This is a genomic window from Bacillus sp. AFS012607 (assembly GCF_002558005.1).
GTDB lineage: Bacteria > Bacillota > Bacilli > Bacillales > Bacillaceae_G > Bacillus_A > Bacillus_A thuringiensis_S.
This window is the reverse complement of record NZ_NTVM01000015.1, coordinates 39,166-64,675: the sequence shown is the minus strand read 5'-3', so window position 1 is coordinate 64,675 and position 25,510 is coordinate 39,166. Positions and strand designations below refer to the sequence as shown.

Here is a 25,510-nt window from a genome sequence, read left to right as displayed (position 1 = left end):
CATGGGGATAAAAAAGTTATTTAGATTTCTTAGTTTGTTTGTTATTTGTATTGTGCTTGTAGCATGTGGTGTGGAACAAAAAACTGAAGTTCAATTATTAAAAGAAATGCCAAAGCCAAAAGCAATGACAATTGATCCCTCACTAAGTAAAAAAGAAGCGACAGAAATGGTTCATGCGGCGCAGCGTTTTTATGCATTTTGGGATACAGGTAAGGAGGAACTTATTCCGCAGACTGTTACTAAAGATTTCTTCGATAATACATTGCCGAAAGGGCGACCACAAGGCATTGAAGGATTAAAGTTTGCAGCGCAAAATTTTCGTAAAGTTGTGCCTGATATACATTGCGAGATTGAAGACTTATTAGTTGTTGGTGATAAAGTAACAGCCCGTCTTTCTTTTACAGGAACACATAATGGTAAGAAAATTAATTTTTTTGCAATTGATATTTTACATGTGAAAGACGGAAAGATAACGGAAGATTGGCATTTAGAAGATAATCTTACACTACAGCAGCAACTCGGCTTAATAGCTGAAGAGTAGATCATATAGGGGAGAGGAAAGCGATGAAAAATATATTTATTATAAATGGACATGAAAAATACGGTACAAAGGAAGGACGATTAAATAAAACGTTAGTAGATTATATGGTTACTGTATTAGGCGAGAATCATCATGTGAAAACAACAACGATTCAAGATGGTTACAATATTAAAGAAGAACAAGATAAGTTTTTATGGGCTGATGTTGTGATTTATCAAACGCCGATTTACTGGTTTAGTGTACCGGGCTTATTTAAAACGTATATGGATGAAGTATATGAATACGGTTTGTTCTTTAAAGGTGCTGATGAATATGGAACAGGTGGTTTATTAAAAGAGAAAGAGTATATGTTCTCTACAACTTGGAATGCACCTGAAAAAGCATTTGGAGATAAGACGAAGTTCTTTGAAGGAGAAAGTTTAGAATCAGCGCTTAGTCATTTACACCGCGTGCAGAAGTTTCTCGGTATGAGTCCGTTAAAGAGTTTTGCTTGTTATGATGTGGTGAAGAATCCGGATATAGAGAAGTATTTAGGGAACTTGAAGAATCATTTAGAAGAAGTCATTCAATAATTAGAGTCATCCCCGTATTTAATGCGGGGATGACTCTATCCATAACTTCGCAAAATTTGCCCAGCCGAATGAATCAGTTGTTACGTTTTTTTAGGAAGGGTGATATGTTATTCTTTTTAAAACGGATCAACTTCAGCTAAATCAGGATTGCTATTTGGGTTTGTTAATAAGACTTTCAGCTCACCTACTTCAGAGAGCGCAACGAGGATATAACCACTAATAAGGACGACGAGTCCGATGACCCTTAATGTTTGCAGTGTGATATCACGGCTATTGTTTTCGGAGTTGTCTTGGGGCATTGAAGGTGGATTGTTATTCATAAATAGGGCTCCCATCTTTTGTATTTATATATGTGCGAAATCATTATTTAACTTATGGATAGGAATTATATAGTCATTTTCACTATATGAGAACTGCCTATGAAAAGTGATAAGGAATTTTTGGGCGAGAAAAGAGGGGAATCCAAAAGATTATTAAAACTGAACTTTTGGATTCCCCTCTTTTTATTTATCTTGCTATTTGTGGTGGTCGGATTTCCTGTAAACGACCAGTTGGTGAGGGCTAATGAATCAGTGGGGGGATGAATAAAACCCCACTGATTCATTATTTTCATGTAAATAAAAGGAGGTTAGTTAACCAAAGTAGTTATCCTAATATACGCAATGATTCTTTAATAAACGCCGGTATATCTTCTGGTTGTCTACTTGTGACTAGCTGGTTTTGGCATACGACAACCTCTGTGTCATGAAAGTTTCCGCCGGCGTTTTTTAAATCGACTTCAATAGATTTATATCCAGTGACATCACGTCCTTCAAGTGTTTGTGCAGTGATGAGTAGCTGAGGTCCGTGACAAATAGCGAAAACAGGTTTTTTTGCATCCATAAATGCTTTACTAAAGCGAACGAAACGCTCATCTGCACGAAGTATATCTGGAGAAAATCCACCGGGTATGAAGAGTGCATCAAAGTTTTCTGGAGAAACACCATCAATATTTTTATCAATTACGACTTCGCTTTTTTCTTGTTTACCGTGTACCGTTTTACCTTTTTCCATTTCAATAGTTGTTAATTCATATCCCTTCTGTTTAAAAGCTTCTACTGGCTCTGTGTATTCTGTGTCCTCGAAATAATCCGTTATTAAAATAGCAATTTTTTTACTCATTCTAATCCGCTCCTTACATTATATTATCGGTTCCAGAATCGTCCTTGGGCAATGCCTTCTATAAATGACTCAATTGAAGTGTTTGTTAAGTTGTAAACTCCTGCTCCATCCAGTTTAATCTTACTATGGTCCAAAGCATGAGGATTACTAAGAACATGAGCTATCGGTTTAAAATGTTTAAAAGTAGTTTCTGCAAATTCTAAAACAGGGGGGTGAATGACAGACTCACTACTAAACACTAATACTGCATCAAAAAGGGAGGAGTCTGTTGTTGTATAAGTATCAGTTACTTTAATGGAATCATTGAACTGATAAATTTTATTATCTATGATGCTATAGTTAATTCGGTGTTGTACAAAAGCTTGAATCCATTCGGACAGAAGTGAGACGCTTGGGTCACCATTTAATAGAATTGCAACATTTTTGGAATCAGATTTAAAAATAGTATTGGACATACTTAGTGCAGGTGATTTTGCATCTGAATTTACTTCGTGATTTTCCTTAGGTAAAGGAGCTCCAATAATGTTAGCGACTTCTTGTGCTAATTGACGATCGACGTGGTTTAAGAGAGCAATTACATTTGCCTTCACCATGTCTGATTTACACTTCCCAACTTCAAAGCAAAAAGCTTCTTTTATGTGCTGCTTTTCAATAGGGCTCATACTATTGTAGAAAAGTTTAGCCTGAGAATAAAAGTTAAGAAAGCTTTTACTGCGACCTCTAATTTTATGCCCATCAATCTTTTCTTGATAATGTTCATATCCTCCTTGTTCGGCTTGGACGGTTGCAGGTTGATTGTTATTTAATCCATTAGGATGATAGCTTGTTTGACCGCGATGAATCTGCATTTGATGCATACCATCACGTTGATTATTATGAAAAGGACATACGGGCTGATTGATAGGGATTTGATGGAAATTAGGGCCCCCTAAACGAGATAATTGTGTATCTGTATAGGAGAATAATCTTCCTTGCAGAAGAGGGTCATTTGAAAAATCAATACCTGGTACGACATGACCAGGGTGAAAAGCTACCTGCTCTGTTTCAGCAAAGAAGTTATCAACATTTTTGTTCAATGTCATTTTACCAACTAATTTTACGGGAACTTTTTCTTCTGGCCATAATTTCGTTGGATCTAAAATATCAAAATCAAATTTATGTTCATCTTCTTCTGGAATTAACTGTAATCCAAGTTCCCATTCAGGATAATCCCCTTTTTCAATTGCTTCGTATAAATCTTGACGATGAAAATCAGGATTTTTCCCAGCAATCTTTTGAGCTTCATCCCATACTAATGAATGAACCCCGAGGGTAGGTTTCCAGTGAAACTTTACGAAATGGGCTTTTCCTTCTGCGTTAATGAGTCGAAATGTGTGAACTCCAAAACCTTCCATCATTCGTAAACTACGCGGAATAGCTAGGTCGCTCATTTGCCACATGACCATATGAGTGGACTCAGGATTATGCGCAACAAAGTCCCAAAAGGTATCATGAGCGCTAGCTCCTTGAGGAATATCATTATGTGGTTCTGGTTTAACTGCATGGACAAAATCAGGAAATTTAATAGCATCTTGGATAAAGAATACTGGCATATTATTACCCACTAAATCATAGTTTCCTTCATCTGTATAAAATTTTGTGGCGAATCCGCGTACATCTCTTACTGTGTCGTTGGATCCTTTAGAACCTTGAACGGTTGAGAACCGTACAAATACAGGTGTTTTCTTTGAAGGATTAGTAAGAAAATCTGCTTTCGTATATGTTTCTAAAGATTCATAAAGCTGAAAATAACCATGAGCGCCAACCCCGCGTGCATGAACAATCCTTTCGGGAATTCGTTCGTGATCAAAATGAGTCATTTTCTCGCGAAAGTGGAAATCCTCCATTAAGGTTGGGCCTCTTAAGCCCATCTTTAAAGAAAATTCATCTTCAGCTATTTTTACCCCTTGATTTGTTGTTAAAGCATGTTTGCATTGATTGTCAGTAACGTGATGCTTCAATTGTTCCGTTTTTTTATTCACAATATAGGCCCCTCCTTTACTCTGTTAATTTAATAGATACCCTTTTTATTAGTATGTAAACATGTATTATCGTTTTTGTATGTAAAAATCATAAAATATCGGTTGTTTCAGTGATTCTTGTTTGAGGAAGCAAAATAAAAAAGCCAAGGATAATTTATTTTCTCCTTGGCTTTTAAGATATTTCTTTTTGTTAAAACGAAGAAACGCGTTGCTTCGTTTTTGGTACAATAATAAATTTGATCCAGAGTAACCCGATAATCATAATGATAAGGCTATGTAAAATTTGTCCTGTAGCAATGAGTATAACACTCGAAAATACAATGAGTTGAATACTTAGCAATATAAAGATTAAGCTAAGAAATTGTTTCATTCTTTCTTCAGTATGGATTGGATATAATGCTGCAATAATATTTCCTGAAAAATATTTCCATAGTGAACGAAGCTGCATAGAGATCATATATAGAACGATGTAAGTGATAGCACCTTTTACGTATATATTTGGTATGAAATATAAGGCGAAAGCACCGATCAATCCTAAGCGAATATATATACCGAAATAATCATTTCCACGTAAAAATGCTAGTGTATGTAAGTAGAAGAAAGTTGCTCGTTTTTTATGTAATAAAGGTTCAATCCAATTTGTAAGCCATTTTCTTTTATTTACTTGTTTATTCATTTGCGGAACATCTGTGAAAATGCTAGCAAATTGATAAAAACGAACGTTCATTTTTTCTTCTTGCTCGATTATGTAATCCCACGGTATTCGTTTTGTAGGCTGTTTTTTCGTATATAGAAGTAGGAAAGCAAGTAGTAAGAGTAGTCCGCCCAATATGAGAACATTTGCGGAATAAAACAGCATGTAAATGATTAGGGCGTTACAAGTAATACGAATGATCAGCCATATATTTTTTTCGTGACTATCACGCCACATCCAATGTATGTACATGTTCCAGGCTTTCGTAATCATTAACACGATAAAGATTGTACATAAAAAAGGTACAGTTAATTGTAATGATTGCATAGCAAGTGGTACGAGAATAAGGAACGTAAATAATAATGGGAAAAGCTGAATGATGTAATTATATAGAAGAGATTTTTTGAAATAGGATGTTAGTTTCTCTTCTAATGCAAGCAAATAGACAGCATCAGGTTTTTGAATAAATGTACGGATAGGGCATCTCGTTATAATGAACGTAAGTACAATCGTTATAATTATTAAAGATATTCCTTTAGAAGGAGATGCTTTTAGAAACTGAGCATAATAATATGCACCAACGCATGAAATAAAGATAAAGCTATATAGTAAACCGTTAATCATACGTGCAAAGTATGTAATGATATTTTGAATATGTTGTTGGAAGCGACTGCTCCATAGCGATTCGATTGACATGTTTTTCACCTCTTTGTTCTATTATATATGTTTTACAAAAGAAAAAACGAGCAAATTGCGTTATGCAACTTGCCCGTTTTTCTTTTCGTTATTTTTTTTCTGATCACGATTCATTAATGGATAGAAAGCAAATCCAATTACGAATAAACCAATTCCGAGAAGGAACGTTTTTATATCGGATGCGCCGGTTTTAATAACCCATAGTGCGTAGCAAAGTGCGATCACTGCGACTATACCATCTGTAATTCTTGCCCGCATTTCATTTTTATATGTTTCACCAGTTGCGACTAGTTTTAACTGGAAGATTGGTGAAACGAGATATGGAATGAGGTAGGCCAGTGTTGATACGGTAATAACGAATGTATAAGCTTCCGCAATAGTTCCTGATAATGTTGAGAATAGGAATACTTGCGACATAATGTTTGTTAATCGTAATGAGTAAATTGGACTTCCTTTTTTATTTGTTTTCGTGAAGAAGGAAGGGAAGAAACCTTCTTTTGCTGCTTGATAAGGTACTTCTGAGCTTAATAAAATCCAGCCTAAGATAGAACCGAACAGGGAAGTAAGAGCAAGTAATGCCATCAGTTTCCCGCCGCCATGACCCATTGCAGCGTTTAGTGCATCTGCTAATGGACGTTCCGAAGATTGTAATTTATCAACATGAAGTACACCCATTGTTAAAATTGTAATTCCTAAGTAAATCGCAACTGTAATAAGTAATCCCGCAACTGTTGCACGTTTTACCGTTTTTGGAGAAACAGCACGGTTTGATAAAAGAACGGCTGACTCAATTCCGATAAACGCCCAAAGCGTTGTAAGAGCAGCTAAATTTACTTGTGAAAGAAGACCATGTGATACACCTGATTTATCAATCATCGGCGTGTACCATTGTCCAAACTTAGAAGCTTCGAATGCAAATAACGTAACGACGATGAATAAAAGGAATCCAGTTACTTTCGTTGTTGTTGCTAAGAAGTTTAGCTTTCCAGCTCCGCTTACACCATTTGTTAATATAATATGAGTTCCCCAAAGTAAGATGGAACAAATCGTAAATGTAATTAGTTTTCCGACTTCTATGTTAAAAGAACCGATTGAAAATAGTAGTCGCGTATCTTTCATAATTGGGAAGAAGAGTGATAAATATCCCGCAAATGATGTAATGATGGCAACGTTACTTGCCCAGTTTGCAACCCAATATCCCCATACCATACTGAAGCCAGCCATTTTTTTCTTTTTTGGTGTTGAGAATAAAGCATATGCATGACTTTGTGGCCCTGTCGTTAAATCAGGACGACGAATTGCTAAATTACCGAAAACAAGAGCTAGCATTAAAACACCAAACCCTGTAGTTAACCAAGCTAAAGTGACACCGAGTGGGCTTGCTGTTTGTGCCAACGTACTTGGCACCATGAAAATACCAGCGCCAACCATGTTACCGACAACGAAAGCTGTTAGTACCCAAAAGCCCCATTTTTTTTGTTGCATAGAAAATACCTCCAAAGTTAGTATAACCAAGTCAAGCGAGGAGATATGTATGTCTTCCTGAGTCAGGAAGAGAAGTCCCAAACAAAACAAAAAAAGCACGTAATCTGCCGCTACATGCTTTCTATCTTATAAGAAACCCACGACATACCTCTCGATAGCTCTCCACAAACGAAACGTTTGTGACAGTTCTGCACTTATTAAATGCAGACCCAGCAAGCGTGCATGGTGGACACGACTTACTTCGGCAACCATTCCTTTCTCATTCCTTCATCAATGCCACTACATCTCCTGAAATGATACTCTTAATGATTGCAACCTCTACCTCACCGAGATACGAATGAGGATTTAAATATTAAATTAACGTCTTTAAGAGTAACAAATGAATTTTTATACGTCAATGGATATAGTAATAATCAGATTATAGAGAAGAGTTTGTGATTAGGAATGAATAATTATTTGATATAAAAAGAAGCCGATCTAAACTAGATCAGCTTCTACATATAAAATTAAACTAAGTTTAATACTGTTACTTTTTCACGTGTCATAGACTCAAGGCTCTTACGAATACCTTGTGCGCCCATACCTGAACCTTTTACACCAATGAATGGGAAGTGGTCAGGGCCGCGCTCTGTGCGTCCGTTAATTTGTACAGAACCAGTTTCGATTTTGTTAGCAATTGCAAATGCTTTGTTAATGTCTTTAGTGAAGACACTTGCTTGCAGACCGAACTCTGATTTGTTAGCAATTTCAATTGCTTGTTCATCTGAAGAAACACGGATGATTGGAAGGATTGGGCCGAATGGCTCTTCCCAAGCAACTTTCATCTCTTCTGTTACGTGATCGATTAATGTTGGGTAAATTAAGTTACGCTCACGTTTGTTACCGATAACGATTGTAGCACCTTTTTCTACAGCGTCGTCAACTAAACCTTGAACGAAGTCAGCAGACTTGTCGTCAATTAATGGAACGATTGTGCTGTCTTGTTCTGGAGATCCAACTGATAGTTCAGCTACTTGCGCTTTTAATAAGCTAACAAGCTCGTCCGCTACGTTTTCGTGTACAAGTACACGTTTAATAGCTGTACAACGTTGACCAGAGTAAGAGAATGCACCGCTTACGATATGGTTTGCAGCATCTTGTAAGTCAGCATCTTCACGAACGATACCAGGATCTTTACCACCAAGTTCTAATACAAGTGGAATCATTGAAGCTTTTTTCGCTAAATGTTTACCTGTGTTTGTACCACCTGTGAACGATACCATATTGATACCTTCGTGTTCTACTAAGTAGTCACCAATTACAGAACCGCGTCCTGTAGCTACGTTTACAAGACCTTTTGGAAGGCCAGCTTTGTGAAGTGCTTCCACCATTTTAATACCACTAATTGCACCTTGAGTTGCTGGTTTGAAAATAACAGCGTTACCCATAATTAATGCTGGTGCAAGTTTTGCAGCAGATAAGTTTACTGGGTAGTTAAATGGTGCGATTGCTAATACAACACCAAGTGGTGCACGTTGGATAATCGCAAGTTTCGATTTCGTTCCGCCCGGGAAGCTATCGCCCATCATGCTTTCTCCGTGCATATGTAAAGCTTCTTCGATCGTGTAACGAATGAAGTCAGCTGTACGAACAACTTCTTTCTTCGCATCTTTATAGCCTTTACCGACTTCTTTCATAATGATATCGGCAATTTCATCCTGCATATTTACGAGCTCATCAGCCCATTTATATAAGTATTTTGCGCGATCTTGTAGGGAAGCTTCAGCCCATGATTTTTGAGCTTCTTTTGCAGATGCAATTGCTTCATCTACTTCTCCGCGAGTAATTGCTTGTACTTGTCCAATTACTTCGTGTAAATATGGAGATGGAATTTCGATTGTTTCTCCTGAAGAGCTTTCTCTCCATTCTCCGTTTAAATAAAATTTGTACGTATTGCTAGTTGTCATGATTAGTCCTCCTAAAATAGCAACTTGTAAGAGTGAGTATAAGGTGATTGTAGGGGGTTTGATAACATTTTTCAAATGAAATGTTTGTGAAAACGATTTCTTATTCTTTTTTTATTTTGTATGCCCTTTCTTACGGAATATTCTCTTATTTCAAAATGATGTAGCGTATATTTTTATTCAGTTTGTAAAAAAAATAATTGACAGAATACTCAATAAAGTTGTAAGATTATAAATGGAAAATAAATGAAAGGGGTGTGCGTAATGATTGTAATCGTAAATGTAATGGGCTTAGCTCTGTTAAATGGCAGAAAACATTCATATCATTACGCAACCCGTGCGGATATATAAGGCATTCTCTGTCTTATAAGAAGCGTACGTTGCGTATATCGTAACGTACGCTTTTTATGCATTTTTGTGCATATCGTCAAGCGGCGGTATGCTTTTTTTTGTTTATTTTTCCTTGTATGGTTACGATGAAAATTTTGGAAGGTGGAAAAATGTGATGAGATTGTATGGGTTACGAAATGTAAATGTGATGGGTCTGGATAGTGGATAAAGAAGTGAGAGTTAAACGAGAACGAGAAGGGAGAGGTTACATTGTTATCAGTATTACTAAAGCTAAAATGGTTTTTTAAAGAGCATTGGAAGAGATATAGTATCGCTATTGGAGCTCTTTTAATTGTAAATATAGTTGAAGTCATTCCCCCGAAAGTGTTAGGGGTTACGATAGATAATATAAAAACAGGAACGTTAACGAATGCGGAGATTATGCAATTTATTCTCATTTTAATAGGGGTTACGGTAATTGGATATGGTCTTACTTTCGTTTGGCAACACCAGCTGTTTGGGGGAGCATTCGTACTGGAGAAAACGATGCGCTCTAAATTTATGGGGCACTTACTTAAAATGACACCGACGTTTTATCATAAAAATCGTACGGGTGATTTAATGGCGAGAGCGACAAATGATTTAAAAGCAATTGCTATGACAGCTGGTTTCGGTATATTAACGCTCGTGGATTCGAGTTTATATATGCTTACGATTGTCTTTATGATGGGATTTACAATTAGTTGGGAGCTTACATTTGCGGCGCTTATACCGCTTCCGATTATGGCGTATGCGATGAACATATATGGAAAGAAATTGCATGAGAGATTTACAGTCGCGCAAGATGCGTTCGGAGATATGAATGATAAAGTACTTGAATCGATTGCTGGTGTGCGTGTTATTCGTGCATACGTACAAGAGAATGCAGACGAGGAAAGATTTCATCATTTAGGAGATGACGTCTACGAAAAAAATATGAAGGTAGCAAGAATTGATGCATTATTCCAACCAACTGTGAAAATGCTTGTCGGTCTTAGTTATTTAATCGGCTTAGTGTACGGTGCATACCTTGTGTTCCAGTCAAAGGTGACGCTTGGTGAACTCGTTTCTTTTAACGTGTATTTAGGGATGATGATTTGGCCGATGTTTGCAATTGGTGAATTAATCAATGTTATGCAAAGAGGAAATGCTTCGCTTGACCGTGTGAATGAAACGTTAGCGTATGAGCCAGATGTAAAGAATCCAAAACATCCAAAGCTTGTGCAAGATCCGGATTATATTCAGTTTGATGATGTGTCTTTCTCATACCCTTCATCAACTGAAGAAAATTTAAAGAAGGTTTCTTTCACATTAAAGCAAGGAGAAACGCTAGGGGTTGTCGGAAAAACAGGAAGCGGGAAAACGACGCTTGTACGTCAGCTTCTTCGTCAATATCCGCTTGGAGATGGAGATATTGCGGTCTCTGATGTGACATTAGATAAAATAACAAATGAAAATGTACTCGGATGGATTGGGTATGTACCTCAGGAACATATTTTGTTCTCAAAAACAGCGAGAGAAAATATTTTATTCGGAAATAGGGAAGCGACGGAAGAAGAACTTGAGAAAGCAATTGAAATTGCTGCGTTTAAAAAAGACTTAGAGTTTTTACCAGAAGGATTAGAAACGCTCGTTGGAGAGAAAGGTGTTTCTTTATCAGGAGGGCAAAAACAAAGGATCTCGATTGCGCGAGCTGTTATTCAAAATCCAGAAATTTTAATTTTGGACGATTCTTTATCAGCTGTAGATGCTCGTACGGAAGCAGCGATCATTGAAAATATAAGAACAGAAAGAAGCGGAAAGACGACGATTATTACGACGCACCGTTTATCTGCAGTGCAACATGCGGATTGGATTCTCGTTATGGATGAGGGGCAAGTAATGGAAGAAGGTACACATGCTCAGCTTATCCAGAGCGGAGGCTGGTATGCTGAGCAGTTTGAAAGACAACAAGGTGAAAGTGAAAGTGCGGATAGTGGGGTGAAAATATGAGCGTTTCAAAACGATTGTTTCAATATGCGATGAAAGTGAAGGGGACGATTTTTGCAGCGATGCTAATGTTATTTATTTTCGTCATTGCAGAGCTTGCTGGTCCTTTCGTCGCTAAAACGATGATTGATGATCATATCGTCGGGATAGAGAAACCTTGGTATGAAACAGAAAAGAGTGAAGAAGCTGTTTCATATAATGGCGCTTTTTATAAGCGAAGTGATCGCTTTGAACAAGGCGAGACAAAAGGTAAAGAAGTACGTGTGATGCAAGTCGGTTTTCAATATTATTTTGTACCGAATAAAGTGAATATTGAAGGGTCACGTACTGTAAAAGGTGATATGATTACCGTTCAAAATGGTAAGGCGGTGCAAGTGTATAAAGCGAAGGCATTAACGAAAGAAGAAGTGTTTGCATTTTATAAACCAGAAATAAACCGTCTATTATTACTTGGTGGTGGCTATTTCGCTTTATTAGTAGTCGTATCATTATTTGCATACGGAAAGCAGTTCTTCTTGCAGAAGGCAGCGAACAAAATTATTCAAATTATGAGGGAAGATGTGTTTTCTCATATTCAAACGTTGCCGATTCGTTATTTCGATCATTTACCGGCGGGGAAAATTGTTTCGCGTGTGACGAATGATACAGAGGCCATTCGTGATTTATATGTAACTGTACTTGCAACATTCGTTTCTAGTATCATTTATATTATTGGGATATTCGCTGCGCTATTTTTATTAGATGTGAAGCTCGCTTCATTATGTTTATTAATTATCCCAATTTTAATTGTTTGGGCGATTCTTTATAGAAAATATGCGTCTGTATATAATCATAAAATGCGTTCACGTTTATCCGATATTAACGGAACAGTGAATGAATCCATTCAAGGGATGCCAATTATTCAAGCGTTCCGTCAAGAGCGTGAAACGAAAAAAGAATTTGAAGAATTAAACGGCGATTATTTTAAGTATCAAAATAAAATTTTAAATTTAAATGCAGCAACTTCGCATAACTTAGTAGCTGTATTAAGAAATATCGCTTTCACAGGAGTGATTTGGTATTTCGGCGGTGCGTCATTAAGTGCTACAGGTATTATTTCACTTGGGGTACTGTATGCGTTCGTCGATTATTTAACACGATTATTCTCGCCAATTACGAATATGGTGAACCAGCTTGCAAACTTAGAGCAAGCGCGCGTTGCATCAGAACGTGTCTTTGAATTGTTAGAGGAAAAAGGAGAAGCGGTAGAAGAAGAACGTATGCCTCGTTTAAAAGGAAATGTAAAATTTGATAATGTATCATTTTCTTATAATGGAAAAGATGAAGTGTTAAAAAATATTTCTTTTGAAGCGAAACAAGGCGAGACAGTGGCACTTGTCGGTCATACTGGATCAGGAAAAAGTTCTATCATGAATGTACTCTTTCAATTTTATGAGTTTGAAAAAGGAAAGCTTACGATTGATGGTCATGATGTAAGAGAAATGCCGAAACAAGCAACTCGTGAGCATATGGGAATCGTACTGCAAGACCCGTTTCTTTTTAGCGGGACGGTCGCTTCCAACGTAAGCTTAGAAAACGAAAAAATTTCAAAAGAGCGCATTGTAAAGGCGCTACGTGATGTTGGTGCTGAAAGATTTGCAAACAATATAAATGAAGAAATTACAGAAAAGGGAAGTACGCTTTCCACTGGAGAACGTCAGCTTATTTCGTTTGCTAGGGCGCTTGCTTTTGATCCAGCTATCTTAATACTAGATGAAGCAACGTCTAGTATTGATACAGAAACAGAGGCGATGATTCAACAAGCACTAGAAGTTGTGAAAAAAGGAAGAACGACGTTTATTATCGCTCACCGCCTTTCAACAATTAAAAGCGCAGATCAAATTATTGTGCTCGATAGAGGGACGATTTTGGAAAAAGGGTCTCATGATGAACTCATGAAAAAGCGTGGGCGTTATTATGATATGTATAAAACGCAAATGGAAGGCAATCAGAGTGCTTAATAGGTATGGAGGAGAACTTGTGATTTTCACAAGTTCTTTTTTATTGATGAACATGTCGACTCTTTAGCGAATTACGACAGTTAAATAAGAAGTATTGTTTTACCTTTTTCTTTATAAATGCTATATTAAAAAATGTTACTTATTTTTTGTATGTGGCGTTATTTTTCCCTTTTGTTTGATTATGAAGAAAAAGGATAAACTAAATAAGAACATTTTCATTGAAAAATTGTTCAAGATTGCATACAATCAATATAGTTTTTAAATTCCTATCAGAATACTTGGAGGATTACAATCATGAAGAAATTATTTTCAGTGCTTGCAGTAACTACATTAGCGATCGGGATTGTAGCCGGCTGCGGTAAAGAAGAGAAAAAAGATACAGCTAGTCAAGACGCGTTACAAAAGATTAAACAAAGCGGTGAACTTGTAATTGGTACAGAAGGTACATACCCACCATTTACGTTCCACGATTCAAGCAATAAATTAACTGGATTTGATGTTGAATTAGCAGAAGAAGTTGCAAAACGTTTAGGTGTAAAACCTGTATTTAAAGAAACACAATGGGATAGCTTACTGGCTGGCCTAGATGCAAAACGTTTCGATATGGTTGCAAACGAAGTTGGTATTCGTGAAGATCGTCAAAAGAAATACGATTTCTCTAAGCCATACGTTTCATCTTCAGCGGCATTAGTTATTGCAAAAGATAAAGATAAGCCTGCTACATTTGCTGATGTAAAAGGACTAAAAGGAGCACAATCTTTAACGAGTAACTATGCAGATATCGCTAAGAAAAATGGTGCGGAAATTATTGGTGTAGAAGGATTTAGCCAAGCAGCAGAATTATTAGCTTCAGGACGCGTTGACTTCACAATCAATGATAAGTTATCAGTACTAAACTACTTAGAAACGAAAAAAGATGCGAAAATTAAAATTGTAGATACTGAAAAAGAAGCTTCAGAAAGTGGATTCTTATTCCGTAAAGGTAGCACTAAGCTTGTACAAGAAGTAGATAAAGCGTTAGAAGATATGAAAAAAGACGGTACGTATGACAAAATAACGAAAAAATGGTTCGGTGAAAATGTATCTAAGTAGTGCATTGGTTTCAGATCGATTGTCTACTTGGATAGATATTATGCAGTCTTCCTTCATGCCTATGCTGAAGGAAGCTGTTTTTACGACAATTCCATTAACGCTTATTACATTTATTATCGGGATTATACTGGCAACGTTAACAGCGCTCGCACGTATTTCTGGTAGTCGTATTTTACAATGGATTGCTCGTATCTATGTATCTATCATTCGCGGAACGCCACTTCTTGTACAGTTATTTATTATTTTCTATGGTCTTCCAACTCTTAATATTGAAGTTGAGCCATATACAGCAGCAGTTGTTGGATTTTCATTAAATGTCGGTGCATATGCATCTGAAATTATTCGTGCTTCTATCCTTTCCATTCCGAAAGGGCAGTGGGAAGCAGCTTACACAATTGGGATGACATATCCACAAGCATTAAAACGTGTTATTTTACCACAAGCAACGCGCGTATCAATTCCACCGCTTTCGAATACATTTATTAGCTTAGTGAAGGATACTTCATTAGCATCATTAATTTTAGTAACAGAAATGTTCCGAAAAGCGCAGGAGATTGCGGCGATGAACTACGAGTTTTTAATTGTTTATTTTGAAGCAGGTCTTATTTATTGGGTTATTTGTTTCTTATTATCAATCGTACAACAGATGTTAGAGAAGCGTTCAGAACGCTACACATTAAAATAATCCTTTTACAAAAGGAGTTTTTGTTTTTATGATTTCAATTCAGCACTTACAAAAAAGTTTCGGAGATAATACCGTACTAAAGCATATAGATTTAACAGTTGAGAAAGGCGAGGTTGTTGTTATTATTGGACCGTCTGGATCTGGTAAAACGACATTCTTACGTTGTCTTAACGTACTAGAAACACCAAACGCCGGTAGCATTCGCATCGGCAATAAAGAGCTTAATTTTGCTCAAAAAGTATCGAAGAAAGATATTGTAAATCTTCGTACGCAAACAGGTATGGTATTCCAGCACCATAACTTATTCCCTCATTTGACAGCACTTCAAAACGTAATGGAAGGACTCATTACAGTGAAAAAAGTAGGGAAAGAAGAAGCGAAGAAAAAAGCAAACTACTTCCTTGAAAAAGTTGGTTTAGCAGATAAAGTGGATTTATATCCATTTCAATTATCAGGCGGACAACAACAGCGTGTTGGAATTGCGCGCGCGCTTGCGATGGAGCCGGAAGTGTTACTATTTGATGAGCCGACGTCAGCACTTGATCCTGAACTTGTTCAAGAAGTTCTGAAAGTAATGAAAGAACTTGCTAAAGAAGGTATGACGATGGTCATTGTAACGCACGAAATGCGTTTTGCACATCAAATTGCGAACCGTGTTATTTTCATGGATGGCGGTGTCGTTGTTGAACAAGGTACACCAGAAGATGTATTTACAAATCCAAAAGAAGAACGTACGAAGAAGTTTTTACAAATGTTGCAATAAATTAAGGAAGGTCTCAAGGCATATGCCTTGAGACCTTTTTGCCATATATATTTATTTGTGGAATCCGCCAAGGCTTTGCTCAGCCATTGCAACTAGACGTTTTGTAATTTCTCCACCAACTGAACCGTTAGCACGAGCCGTAGAATCTGCTCCTAATTGTACACCAAATTCTTGAGCGATTTCGTACTTCATTTGATCGATTGCAGCTGTTGCACCTGGTACTACTAATTGATTTGAAGAATTTTGGTTTGCCATAGGAATATATCCTCCTTAGAGTTATAAAAGTTTTTTTGGTTGGACTAGCTGGAGTTGAACCAGATTATCGCCCCGGTTGGCGCTAATCCATCGGTAATTAAGTTTGTACTCATAGTATGGATGTTACCTAGAAAGATATACAAAATAATAATTTGTAAATTTTGTAAAAAAAACTTATTGATTTCGTAAATTATGAAATAAGAGTAATCGTTGTATTTTTAAGAAAACAGGCCAAACTAAGGAGGATATTAAATATAATTTTCTCATTGTAGCCTGCTACTTGTAGGCTAATCATTAGCTTCTTATTTATGATTTATTGAAATGAAATCGGTAGCAACTTCATAGTTCTATTTTTAAGTAGGGATGGAGTGACCGCTCCTATGCATGGGTAGGTGCTCTCTTCAATCTAAAAAAGAGAGGCTTTAAACGATAACGTATGGAGGAATCATGATGGGGATTTGCCCGCTTTGCAACGCATTAGAATCACAAACATATTCTTGTCAAAATTGCCAAAGTATACTCCAAGATTATGGGAAGTCTGTAGATTACATAGACGATTATAGTGCCTATATGGATCAAGAATTATTAAATGCAGTAGATGGTTTAACGCATAATAATTCAAATGAATATTGCAATCATATTTTTTATTGCGGAGTATGTAACGTGGAAACAGAGGTTGTAGTAAAACTTGTGTAAATAGAAAACTTCCACCTTATTATCTAGGTGGAAGTTTTTGTTTTTGTATTTGTGAGTGAATCATAGGGGAAGGGATATGTTCGGTATTTGATGAAGCCCCTGATTTTATTTGAGACATTTTTTCTTTTGTATCACGTAAAGAATGTTCAGTTAAGTAGACGGCATATTCGTAAAATAACTGGCGCGTCATTTCACTTTGCTCTTTTAATTTTTCATCTTGGAATACAGTTCGCCCAGGTTTAGAGTTGGCTTCAAAGAGCCACGGATTTTCCTTTGTGTCTAAACCGATATCAAAACCGATTTCTCCAATATTTCCGGTTACTTGTTCATCGAGCGCGTAACTTATTTGTAAGGCAGTATGTTTTAATTTGTTTTCAATTTGAACTTGTTTCGTTGAATCTGGAAAAAGCTCTTGTAGCAATTTTGTATCACCGCCGCTATTTACGTGCGTTGTTAAACTGCCTTTGCCGGCGATTTTGGCGACGATTGCACTAACTATCCAATTACCGAAATGATTTTTATTTGTATGAATGCGGAAATCAACAGGTTGCCCATCGAAGCGAAGTAACGAAATACCTTGCTGTACGATAAACTTTTTTAAATCATGTCCCTTTAATACGTGGTTTAGAAGAGTTTCTAATGATTGATACTTTCTCAGTTTATTTTCTTCATTTTCGCGATAACGACAGTAGTAGCAATTCTCTGTTTGAGAATAAAATATTTGATGAATATTTCTACCAAAGCTCCCGTGTATTGGTTTCATGTACACTGATTTATACGTGCCAAGAAACCGTTCTACTTGTTCAAAATGCTGAAATGCTTCTGTGTTTGGTAATAAGGGTCTAATTGATTCGTCTTTCATAAGAAGTTGATGAACTTCCCATTTATTGAAAAAACCTGGATTAAACCATGGAATGGAGTAGTCTTGTTCTAACTTTCTTTTTGCTCTGACGATTGGTTTGTAATTTTCTGCTTGTCGATTTGGTAATCGATCGTAAATGACATTTGGTAAAGGAACCTTTTTCTTTATCCATTGTTTCTCTTGAAAGAAATATCCTTCAATCGTTTCTTCTTCCCAGTTTATATGTTGAACGCCAAAGACGAATACGAACGGTCGTAATGAGAATGGTGGTGTTAACAACTCACTGAGGGCAATTGAACGATTTCCTAAAGGGATAGAAGAATCATCGTTAAAGCCAGTTGTGAAAATGCCGATTAATGGTCCGAAAATAATTGTTTGGTTTTGTGTGAATGCATGAATAGTGGTTGATTGAGGTAGTAAAAGTTTTTCAGCAATATGTTCTCCGATAATAATTTCGCGAGTAAAGGAATAATGAATTTTCACCTCTTCACTTGCAATGTGACGTATACCGAAGGAGAGGGATGTAATAGGTGGCGTAATAGAAAAAACGTAAGGTAAAGTAATACTATTTGGATGTTCATCTGAAATGTTTAATGTATATATATGTTCTTTCAAAATAGGTTTACCTCCTTTCATTATGGTGTAAAGCGACTGAATTTAAGTGGTCCGTGAAATATCTTTTCAGCTAATGAATCACTATGACGAATGTATTGTTCGTAAGGGGGAATCGTGTTGACATACATAAGCCAAATTGCGCCTTTTTGATCCATAATGGTGGAAAGTTCTAGTTCAAATAACGAAGAATAAGACTGATCTAGTGTTTGGAATACTTCATTTACAATGTCGTGTAAAGCATCTTGCAATAGTTGCACACCCGTACTAGATAGTACGTATTTAATTTTTGAAAATGAATGTAATGAATCATCGTCCGTTGCTGAGGGTAAAAGCTGATTAGGAAATGAACTTTTTTGTATAAATTGACCGATAACATTCCAAGTTTGTTCTTTGTTTTTTTGCAAAATGGTTCGAATGTGGAGTGGATATGTTAATTGATTTGGTGGTTGTAGCATAGTGTGCGCTATGTAACGGGATGAACGTATGTTAGATTTACACCAAGATATAAATTCGTCTGTCCGTTTGATTGTAATAGAAGTATGGTATTTTTCATTTACTGTATCGATATGAAACGTTTTATTTTTGTAAGCAATTCGATATAAGTTATCCTTAGAATGTATATTAGTGGGGCGTATAATAATATCTTTAGTTTTTAACAACAGTTTGAAAATGTTTTGTATCGTTGCTATTTCAAATTTTGGTATATAAGGAGACAGTTTCTTATTAGTGAGAAATAAATCATGTAGTTCACTTAAATTAATAAGTGTGTTATTTAAAAAGGTAGTGGAAGGACGATTGTGCAAAGAGTGAATAATTGATTTTGCTTTTTCAAAGTCTGTTTCCTCGTGAAAAGAATAACGATCATATATATAAGAAGGAATAGGGAATGTTTGCTCTTTCCATTTTCCTGTATCTGTATCGTAAATAAGACCAGAAACAAGGTCTGTTTTAGGATCAATACAAAATGGCGTAAACTGGGCAACGACATTATGATAAAGCCGAGCGCGTTTAGCGATTTCGGTGTAATATGTTTGCTCATAATGAAGTTTAGAAGCTAAAAGACCGAGAACCAACGAAATCACTCCTTTACTACTATTTGCATAATAGGCGAAGCTATATATTGCAAATACGTTTTTATACCATTATACTTTTGTCCGTATGATGATATGCTATAGTTTTGGAGAAGTGAAAGGTTGATTGTAATGAATATATGGTTAAATATGTTAACGACGACAGGACTCGGAGCAATTATTGGGGGATACACGAATCATTTAGCGATAAAAATGTTATTTCGTCCTCATCGCCCTATTTATATCGGAAAGTTTCAAGTTCCATTTACACCAGGATTAATTCCGAAACGTCGTGATGAACTTGCTGTTCAATTAGGGAAAATGGTCGTAGAACATTTGTTAACACCGGAAGGAATCGGAAAAAAGCTAACAAATGAAGAGTTTCAAAAAGGTTTAATCCACTGGGCGCAAGTGGAAGTGGATAAAGTAATTAAGAATGAACAATCACTGCGACATATGTTAGAAAAATGGAATGTAGCGCATGTAGAAGAAGAAGTGACTCAAAAAATTGAATATGTGATTACAGAAAAAATACAGGCATTTTTAGCTGAGTATTATACATATACATGGGAACAGGCTTTACCTCATTCTGTAAATGAAAAAGTAGAGAATGCGATTCCGAATGTCTCGGCGTTTATTTTAGAGCGAGGAATTAGCTTTTTTGAAAGTGAAGAAGGGAAAGGCCGTCTTTCAAAAATGATTGATGATTTCTTTGCTTCTCGCGGAACGCTACTTAACTTAGTCGGAATGTTTTTAGGAAATGTAAGTGTAGTGGATCGTGTGCAGCCAGAAGTTATTAAGTTTTTAGGGCAAGATGGTACAAAGCAGCTTTTAACTGACGTACTGCAAAAAGAGTGGGAAAAGTTAAAAGGAAGAGATGTAAAAGAATTAGAATCGTTTGTAGAGAAAGAAATGATTGTAAGCTCCGTGTTGTCAGCAGTTAAAGTAGAGGAAACAGTGAGTAAGTTTTTAAATCAATCTGTTCAGCAAGTATGTGAGCCAGTTCGAGAAACAATTATTGAAAAAGTGGTTCCAAGCACAGTAACGAAAGGCTTGAAGTGGGGAACAGAAAACGTAGAGAGTATACTAAACAATCTACATCTTGCGGAAATTGTCCAGCAAGAAGTGTCTACATTCTCAACAGAAAGATTAGAAGACTTAGTTCTGTCTATTACGAAAAATGAATTGAAAATGATTACGTATTTAGGAGCATTATTAGGTGGAATAATCGGACTCGTACAAGGATTGTTACTATTGTTTCTTAGATAATAAGGTGAGTACATAGAAATAAAAGTGAAATTTCTTCACATCTCTTGCATAGTTTGATATGGTAAGAAGAGGTGCGTATGTAAATGCACTGAAAAGGCAGTGCGTATGAAAAGCGCTAGCCTTCTAAAGGAGGAAAAATAAAATGACAAAGAACATTCATGATGTTGCATATGAATTACAAAAAGCAATCGCTGAAAACGAAGACTTCAAAACTTTAAAAGAGAGCTACGCAGCAGTTCAAGCCGATGCGGCTTCAAAGAACTTATTTGATGAGTTCCGTACAATGCAACTTAGCCTACAACAAAAAATGATGCAAGGCCAAGAAATCACTGAAGAAGACAACCAACAAGCACAAGAAGTTGTAGCTCGCATTCAACAAGATGCTAAAATTACAAAATTAATGGAAACTGAGCAACGCCTAAACGTTGTAATCGGTGACGTTAACAAAATTATCATGAAGCCACTTGAAGAATTATATAGCGCGCAACAACAAGCGTAATAGTGGAAGACGCTCCTAGTTTAGGAGCGTCTTTTTTGTTTAGGGAATTTAATAGTTATACCACAAAAACTCCCTTTCAAAATAGCCATTTCTTATTGGTTATTTTGAAAGGGGTATGTAATACATCTAATTTTTTTTATTGCTGTTAATTGAAGTTTTAATGTTCTTTTCCTTCAAAAACTTTTCAATTTCTTTTTGCTTCCTACCATTAGATTTCTCAAAGCGCTTTGTAAAAGAGAAATCAGTTTTGAATAAGTTACGATCTTGAGCGAGTTTGTCTAATTCTTGATCTAGTTCTACTGAAAGTGCTGTAGATGATGAAATAAATTCATATATTTCTTTTGAAGGCTTTTTGTAATCATCAGGGATTGTATTGTTACTAATAAAATTATGGAAGTTTGTATCATTTTGTTTCGCTAATTCTATTAGTTTTTGTAATTTTTCTCGGTCAGATTCAGTGATATTTTCATCGGATGTAGTGGATGAAAGTGGAACGATATTTTCGTCTAACTCTCCGCTATAATTTAAATAACTTTTTATATTTTGTTTCATTTCGTCTTCACTAATATTTTCATTTTTCTTTGAGGAACTAAATATATTTTCTGGAACTTTAATAGCAACATCTTTAATAGATTGGACATCGTTTTCTTCCTTAGGTTGTACACTGTTTGAACAAGCTGATAGAAATAACATTGTAAGTAACATGAGTGGATATAAAATATACTTTTTCATATTAATCTCCTTTTATATTCATTAGTATCTTTGTAAAATAGCTAAATTCCATTTTAAATACTTAACTAAAAGTGAGTATATATGTTTTATTAATTGATAAGATATGACGGATATTAGTAAGCCGATGCAAAAAGCTATAAATACATTATAAACATCGGAATAACTGATTTGATGAAACCCTTTAAAGAATCCTAATCCTATTAATAAGATAGGTGAAATAATTAATAATGGTGTAGCAATTATAAGTGCTAGAAGAAGCGGTAATAGAAAGAGTAATACGAAAAAGGCGATAATGATACATATAAAGTTTAAAATACTTAAGCTCATAACAGAAAACAGTGCTGTCATAATATTTTTTAGGCTGCGCCTATTGTCAGCGTTACTTATTACATATGAAATATTAAGTTCTTTAGCGATAGTTTTAGGGTTTCCTAGCTTTTTAGAAATTTCCTCTTCAGATATTCCATCTTGTTTACCACTAATAAAATGAGTTTCGTACTCCGAGATAATATCCTCTTTTTCTAAATTAGGCATATTCCGTAGGGAAGAACTAAGTTGCTCTAAAAATTCATTTTTGTTCATAACAATCACTTTCCTTTATAAAATGATGAATTATGGCTGAAAATCCTATCTTTTTTCTAAACAGCACACTCAATCTATATCTACTTTTTGAAAGGAGATATACTAATTGTGAATAAAATTCCAAATGATGGGTATTCCATTATTTACAAATATATCACTTACTATTATTCTTTGCAAGGTACTATAAATTTGTTAATAATGTGAATAGGTGGAAGTATTTTTGTACATTTTTAGAAGAGATATAAAAATGTTATTTTAAGATAAACAAAAGGTTGTAAGCGTATTCTTTGAATCTTTTCAAAATAATGTCGAATTCATATTGTTGGAAAAATAATGCATTTGTAATATAATGATAAATGATACTTCACCAGCTTAATTAACTAGGTGAAATTAAAATCTTTATTACACACATTATGAAATAAAGGGATGATTAGTTTTGAGTACAGGTGTAAAAGCAAACGACGTGAAGACAAAAACAAAAGGAGCAGATCTTGTTGTTGATTGTTTAATTAAACAAGGTGTTACACATGTTTTCGGTATTCCAGGAGCAAAGATTGACTCTGTATTTGATGTATTGCAAGAAAGAGGACCAGAGTTAATCGTTTGTCGTCATGAACAAAATGCAGCATTTATGGCAGCTGCTATTGGTAGATTAACAGGGAAACCGGGCGTATGTCTTGTAACTTCAGGACCAGGGACATCAAATTTAGCGACAGGTCTTGTTACTGCGAATGCGGAGAGTGATCCCGTTGTTGCTTTAGCTGGTGCAGTACCGCGTACGGATCGATTAAAACGTACGCATCAATCTATGGATAATGCTGCACTATTCGAACCAATCACAAAATATAGCGTAGAAGTAGAGCATCCTGATAATGTGCCAGAAGCACTTAGTAATGCATTTCGAAGTGCGACTTCCACAAATCCGGGAGCTACTTTAGTAAGTCTTCCGCAAGACGTTATGACTGCGGAAACAACTGTAGAGTCTATCGGTGCGCTTTCTAAGCCACAGCTTGGAATCGCTCCCACACATGATATTACATATGTAGTAGAAAAAATAAAATCAGCGAAATTACCAGTTATTCTACTTGGTATGAGAGCGAGCACAAATGAAGTGACGAAAGCTGTTCGTAAATTAATTGCGGATACAGAACTTCCTGTTGTTGAAACATATCAAGCAGCTGGTGCGATTTCACGTGAGTTAGAAGATCATTTCTTCGGCCGCGTTGGATTATTCCGTAACCAACCAGGTGATATTTTACTAGAAGAAGCAGACCTTGTTATTTCTATCGGTTATGATCCAATCGAGTATGATCCAAAATTCTGGAATAAACTTGGCGACAGAACGATTATTCATCTTGACGACCATCAAGCAGATATCGACCATGATTACCAACCAGAGCGTGAATTAATTGGTGATATTGCCTTAACGGTAAATAGCATCGCGGAGAAATTACCGAAACTTGTATTAAGTACGAAATCAGAAGCGGTATTAGAACGATTACGCGCGAAATTATCAGAACAAGCAGAAGTTCCGAACCGTGCTTCGGAGGGTGTTACGCATCCACTTCAAGTGATTCGTACACTTCGTTCTTTAATTAGTGACGATACAACTGTTACATGTGACATCGGTTCCCATTCTATTTGGATGGCGAGATGTTTCCGTTCTTATGAACCACGTAGATTATTATTTAGTAACGGCATGCAAACGTTAGGTGTTGCACTTCCTTGGGCAATCGCAGCTACTTTAGTAGAACCAGGTAAAAAAGTAGTTTCCGTATCAGGTGACGGTGGTTTCTTATTCTCAGCGATGGAGTTAGAAACGGCGGTACGTTTAAATTCTCCAATCGTCCATCTTGTTTGGAGAGACGGCACATATGATATGGTTGCATTCCAACAAATGATGAAATACGGTAGAACATCAGCTACAGAGTTTGGTGATGTTGATCTTGTGAAATATGCGGAAAGTTTCGGAGCGTTAGGTCTTCGTGTTAACACGCCTGATGAATTAGAAGGGGTATTAAAAGAAGCATTAGCAGCAGATGGTCCTGTCATTATTGATATTCCAATTGACTATCGTGACAACATTAAATTAAGCGAAAAATTATTACCAAACCAATTAAACTAATGGAGGCAGATTTGAGATGACTGTTGCGCAATTAATTGATATTGATGCAAAAAAAACGAAAATGAGTAATGAAGTATATCAAACATCTACAATGCTTGCGCTATTAGATGGTATATATGATGGTGTGATTAGCTTTGAAGATTTGAAAAAACATGGTGATTTCGGCATCGGCACATTTGATCAATTAGATGGTGAAATGATTGCATTTGATAATGAATTTTATCATTTACGTTCAGACGGTTCAGCGGAAAAAGTAGAGCCAGAAGAAACAACGCCATTTGCGACTGTAACGTTTTTTGAAAAAGAAATGAGTTATACGGTAGAGCATCCGATGAATCGTGAAGAAGTTGAAGCATTATTACATGAATTAATGCCAAGTAAAAACTTATTTTACGGTATTCGAATGGACGGTACGTTCCGTGAAGTAAGGACGAGAACTGTTCCAAGACAAGAAAAACCGTATACACCGCTCGTTGAAGTGACGAAATCACAACCAATCTTTTCATTTGAAAATACAGAAGGTACGCTTGCTGGATTTTGGACACCAGATTATGCGCAAGGTATTGGTGTAGCTGGATTCCACTTACATTATATTGATGATGAAAGAAGCGGAGGTGGACATGTTTTCGACTATGTTATAGAAAACTGTACGATCCAAATTTGTCAAAAAGCTCATATGCATTTAGCACTTCCAGAAACAGCTGATTTTATGGCGGCTGAATTATCAAGAGAAAACTTAGAGGATAATATTGCAACTGCGGAAGGTGCAGAGTAAGAGGGAAAGACTGTTCCAT

General features: G+C 36.1%; 24 protein-coding genes and 1 riboswitch. Of the genes, 13 read left to right on the top strand and 11 right to left on the bottom strand.

Annotation, left to right across the window (positions count from 1 at the left end; genetic code table 11):
• Position 1 precedes the first annotated feature (1 nt).
• Positions 2-541, top strand: a complete 540-nt coding sequence (locus CN409_RS19560; protein WP_086387960.1) for an ester cyclase — start codon at positions 2-4, stop codon at positions 539-541.
• Between the two features lie 23 nt (positions 542-564).
• On the top strand, positions 565-1,113 hold the full coding sequence (locus CN409_RS19555; protein WP_000789180.1) for an NAD(P)H-dependent oxidoreductase: 549 nt from the start codon (positions 565-567) through the stop codon (positions 1,111-1,113).
• A gap of 116 nt (positions 1,114-1,229) precedes the next feature.
• Here CN409_RS19555 and CN409_RS19550 read toward each other — a convergent pair whose 3' ends face one another.
• Positions 1,230-1,433, bottom strand: a complete 204-nt coding sequence (locus tag CN409_RS19550) for a hypothetical protein (RefSeq protein ID WP_086391000.1) — start codon at positions 1,431-1,433, stop codon at positions 1,230-1,232.
• A 99-nt stretch (positions 1,434-1,532) separates the two neighbouring features.
• On the opposite strand from CN409_RS19550, the gene CN409_RS31925 reads away from it, so the two are divergent.
• Positions 1,533-1,697: a hypothetical protein gene (locus tag CN409_RS31925; protein WP_163115714.1), complete on the top strand. Its 165-nt coding sequence runs from the start codon at positions 1,533-1,535 to the stop codon at positions 1,695-1,697.
• A 61-nt stretch (positions 1,698-1,758) separates the two neighbouring features.
• Here the strand turns inward: CN409_RS31925 and CN409_RS19545 are convergent, their stop codons facing one another.
• From CN409_RS19545 to gapN, 5 genes are all read right to left on the bottom strand, one after another.
• Positions 1,759-2,274 carry a type 1 glutamine amidotransferase domain-containing protein gene (locus CN409_RS19545; protein WP_000037536.1) on the bottom strand — a complete coding sequence of 172 codons (516 nt, stop codon included), beginning with the start codon at positions 2,272-2,274 and terminating at the stop codon, positions 1,759-1,761.
• A 23-nt stretch (positions 2,275-2,297) separates the two neighbouring features.
• On the bottom strand, positions 2,298-4,295 hold the full coding sequence (locus tag CN409_RS19540; protein ID WP_097980883.1) for a catalase: 1,998 nt from the start codon (positions 4,293-4,295) through the stop codon (positions 2,298-2,300).
• A 190-nt stretch (positions 4,296-4,485) separates the two neighbouring features.
• Positions 4,486-5,685 carry an ABC transporter permease gene (locus tag CN409_RS19535; RefSeq protein WP_097980882.1) on the bottom strand — a complete coding sequence of 400 codons (1,200 nt, stop codon included), beginning with the start codon at positions 5,683-5,685 and terminating at the stop codon, positions 4,486-4,488.
• A gap of 60 nt (positions 5,686-5,745) precedes the next feature.
• Complete coding sequence (locus tag CN409_RS19530) at positions 5,746-7,170, bottom strand: amino acid permease (protein WP_097980881.1); 1,425 nt, start codon at positions 7,168-7,170, stop codon at positions 5,746-5,748.
• A gap of 147 nt (positions 7,171-7,317) precedes the next feature.
• Positions 7,318-7,499, bottom strand: a riboswitch (Lysine riboswitch).
• Between the two features lie 177 nt (positions 7,500-7,676).
• Positions 7,677-9,116 (bottom strand): NADP-dependent glyceraldehyde-3-phosphate dehydrogenase, encoded by a 1,440-nt coding sequence (gapN, locus tag CN409_RS19525; RefSeq protein WP_000213634.1) that lies wholly within the window; start codon positions 9,114-9,116, stop codon positions 7,677-7,679.
• Positions 9,117-9,713: 597 nt separating this feature from the next.
• Here gapN and CN409_RS19510 point away from each other — a divergent pair.
• The 5 genes from CN409_RS19510 (at position 9,714) to CN409_RS19485 (ending at position 16,011) form a co-directional block, all read left to right on the top strand.
• Positions 9,714-11,474 (top strand): ABC transporter ATP-binding protein, encoded by a 1,761-nt coding sequence (locus tag CN409_RS19510; RefSeq protein WP_000953777.1) that lies wholly within the window; start codon positions 9,714-9,716, stop codon positions 11,472-11,474.
• The gene (locus CN409_RS19505; RefSeq protein ID WP_000116622.1) at positions 11,471-13,471 is read left to right on the top strand and encodes an ABC transporter ATP-binding protein; all 2,001 of its coding nucleotides are present in this window, start codon (positions 11,471-11,473) and stop codon (positions 13,469-13,471) included. The genes CN409_RS19510 and CN409_RS19505 overlap by 4 nt, the downstream gene beginning before the upstream one ends.
• 294 nt (positions 13,472-13,765) lie before the next feature.
• Positions 13,766-14,563 (top strand): amino acid ABC transporter substrate-binding protein, encoded by a 798-nt coding sequence (locus CN409_RS19495; RefSeq protein WP_000732844.1) that lies wholly within the window; start codon positions 13,766-13,768, stop codon positions 14,561-14,563.
• Complete coding sequence (locus CN409_RS19490) at positions 14,550-15,248, top strand: amino acid ABC transporter permease (RefSeq protein ID WP_000281496.1); 699 nt, start codon at positions 14,550-14,552, stop codon at positions 15,246-15,248. Before CN409_RS19495 ends, CN409_RS19490 begins: the two co-directional genes overlap by 14 nt.
• 28 nt (positions 15,249-15,276) lie before the next feature.
• Complete coding sequence (locus CN409_RS19485; protein WP_000623613.1) at positions 15,277-16,011, top strand: amino acid ABC transporter ATP-binding protein; 735 nt, start codon at positions 15,277-15,279, stop codon at positions 16,009-16,011.
• 51 nt (positions 16,012-16,062) lie between these two features.
• On the opposite strand, the gene sasP is transcribed toward CN409_RS19485, so the two are convergent.
• Positions 16,063-16,266, bottom strand: coding sequence for a small acid-soluble spore protein, SasP family (gene sasP, locus CN409_RS19480; RefSeq protein WP_000013338.1), 204 nt, complete (start codon positions 16,264-16,266; stop codon positions 16,063-16,065).
• A 450-nt stretch (positions 16,267-16,716) separates the two neighbouring features.
• Between sasP and CN409_RS19475 the strand changes: the two genes are divergently transcribed.
• Positions 16,717-16,962, top strand: coding sequence for a hypothetical protein (locus CN409_RS19475; protein WP_000510472.1), 246 nt, complete (start codon positions 16,717-16,719; stop codon positions 16,960-16,962).
• A 19-nt stretch (positions 16,963-16,981) separates the two neighbouring features.
• Here CN409_RS19475 and CN409_RS19470 read toward each other — a convergent pair whose 3' ends face one another.
• Positions 16,982-18,439: a YheC/YheD family endospore coat-associated protein gene (locus CN409_RS19470; RefSeq protein WP_097980880.1), complete on the bottom strand. Its 1,458-nt coding sequence runs from the start codon at positions 18,437-18,439 to the stop codon at positions 16,982-16,984.
• Between the two features lie 20 nt (positions 18,440-18,459).
• Complete coding sequence (locus CN409_RS19465; RefSeq protein WP_086391002.1) at positions 18,460-19,512, bottom strand: YheC/YheD family endospore coat-associated protein; 1,053 nt, start codon at positions 19,510-19,512, stop codon at positions 18,460-18,462.
• A 129-nt stretch (positions 19,513-19,641) separates the two neighbouring features.
• On the opposite strand from CN409_RS19465, the gene CN409_RS19460 reads away from it, so the two are divergent.
• Positions 19,642-20,778, top strand: coding sequence for a DUF445 domain-containing protein (locus tag CN409_RS19460; RefSeq protein WP_012614747.1), 1,137 nt, complete (start codon positions 19,642-19,644; stop codon positions 20,776-20,778).
• A 142-nt stretch (positions 20,779-20,920) separates the two neighbouring features.
• A complete protein-coding gene (locus CN409_RS19455; RefSeq protein WP_000164612.1) occupies positions 20,921-21,277 on the top strand; it encodes a YlbF/YmcA family competence regulator in 357 nt (118 codons plus the stop codon).
• 126 nt (positions 21,278-21,403) lie between these two features.
• Here CN409_RS19455 and CN409_RS19450 read toward each other — a convergent pair whose 3' ends face one another.
• The gene (locus CN409_RS19450) at positions 21,404-22,009 is read right to left on the bottom strand and encodes an NDxxF motif lipoprotein (protein WP_079245104.1); all 606 of its coding nucleotides are present in this window, start codon (positions 22,007-22,009) and stop codon (positions 21,404-21,406) included.
• 21 nt (positions 22,010-22,030) lie between these two features.
• On the bottom strand, positions 22,031-22,591 hold the full coding sequence (locus CN409_RS19445; protein ID WP_016097800.1) for an HAAS signaling domain-containing protein: 561 nt from the start codon (positions 22,589-22,591) through the stop codon (positions 22,031-22,033).
• 436 nt (positions 22,592-23,027) lie between these two features.
• Here CN409_RS19445 and alsS point away from each other — a divergent pair, with 436 nt between their 5' ends.
• A complete protein-coding gene (gene alsS / locus CN409_RS19440) occupies positions 23,028-24,716 on the top strand; it encodes an acetolactate synthase AlsS (RefSeq protein ID WP_000103523.1) in 1,689 nt (562 codons plus the stop codon).
• A gap of 16 nt (positions 24,717-24,732) precedes the next feature.
• Positions 24,733-25,491, top strand: coding sequence for an alpha-acetolactate decarboxylase (alsD, locus tag CN409_RS19435; RefSeq protein ID WP_000215004.1), 759 nt, complete (start codon positions 24,733-24,735; stop codon positions 25,489-25,491).
• Positions 25,492-25,510 lie beyond the last annotated feature (19 nt).

Excerpts from the sequence above, each read along its gene's own strand:
- CN409_RS19495 (WP_000732844.1), top strand. The coding sequence starts at position 13,766 with ATGAAGAAATTATTTTCAGTGCTTGCAGTAACTACATTAGCGATCGGG.
- CN409_RS19460 (WP_012614747.1), top strand. The coding sequence starts at position 19,642 with ATGAATATATGGTTAAATATGTTAACGACGACAGGACTCGGAGCAATT.
- CN409_RS19485 (WP_000623613.1), top strand. The coding sequence starts at position 15,277 with ATGATTTCAATTCAGCACTTACAAAAAAGTTTCGGAGATAATACCGTA.
- CN409_RS19545 (WP_000037536.1), bottom strand. The coding sequence starts at position 2,274 with ATGAGTAAAAAAATTGCTATTTTAATAACGGATTATTTCGAGGACACA.
- CN409_RS19445 (WP_016097800.1), bottom strand. The coding sequence starts at position 22,591 with ATGAACAAAAATGAATTTTTAGAGCAACTTAGTTCTTCCCTACGGAAT.
- CN409_RS19560 (WP_086387960.1), top strand. The coding sequence starts at position 2 with ATGGGGATAAAAAAGTTATTTAGATTTCTTAGTTTGTTTGTTATTTGT.
- CN409_RS19450 (WP_079245104.1), bottom strand. The coding sequence starts at position 22,009 with ATGAAAAAGTATATTTTATATCCACTCATGTTACTTACAATGTTATTT.
- CN409_RS19555 (WP_000789180.1), top strand. The coding sequence starts at position 565 with ATGAAAAATATATTTATTATAAATGGACATGAAAAATACGGTACAAAG.
- gapN (WP_000213634.1), bottom strand. The coding sequence starts at position 9,116 with ATGACAACTAGCAATACGTACAAATTTTATTTAAACGGAGAATGGAGA.
- CN409_RS19530 (WP_097980881.1), bottom strand. The coding sequence starts at position 7,170 with ATGCAACAAAAAAAATGGGGCTTTTGGGTACTAACAGCTTTCGTTGTC.
- sasP (WP_000013338.1), bottom strand. The coding sequence starts at position 16,266 with ATGGCAAACCAAAATTCTTCAAATCAATTAGTAGTACCAGGTGCAACA.
- CN409_RS19550 (WP_086391000.1), bottom strand. The coding sequence starts at position 1,433 with ATGAATAACAATCCACCTTCAATGCCCCAAGACAACTCCGAAAACAAT.
- CN409_RS19535 (WP_097980882.1), bottom strand. The coding sequence starts at position 5,685 with ATGTCAATCGAATCGCTATGGAGCAGTCGCTTCCAACAACATATTCAA.
- CN409_RS19490 (WP_000281496.1), top strand. The coding sequence starts at position 14,550 with ATGTATCTAAGTAGTGCATTGGTTTCAGATCGATTGTCTACTTGGATA.
- CN409_RS19505 (WP_000116622.1), top strand. The coding sequence starts at position 11,471 with ATGAGCGTTTCAAAACGATTGTTTCAATATGCGATGAAAGTGAAGGGG.
- CN409_RS19455 (WP_000164612.1), top strand. The coding sequence starts at position 20,921 with ATGACAAAGAACATTCATGATGTTGCATATGAATTACAAAAAGCAATC.
- alsD (WP_000215004.1), top strand. The coding sequence starts at position 24,733 with ATGACTGTTGCGCAATTAATTGATATTGATGCAAAAAAAACGAAAATG.
- CN409_RS31925 (WP_163115714.1), top strand. The coding sequence starts at position 1,533 with ATGAAAAGTGATAAGGAATTTTTGGGCGAGAAAAGAGGGGAATCCAAA.
- CN409_RS19475 (WP_000510472.1), top strand. The coding sequence starts at position 16,717 with ATGGGGATTTGCCCGCTTTGCAACGCATTAGAATCACAAACATATTCT.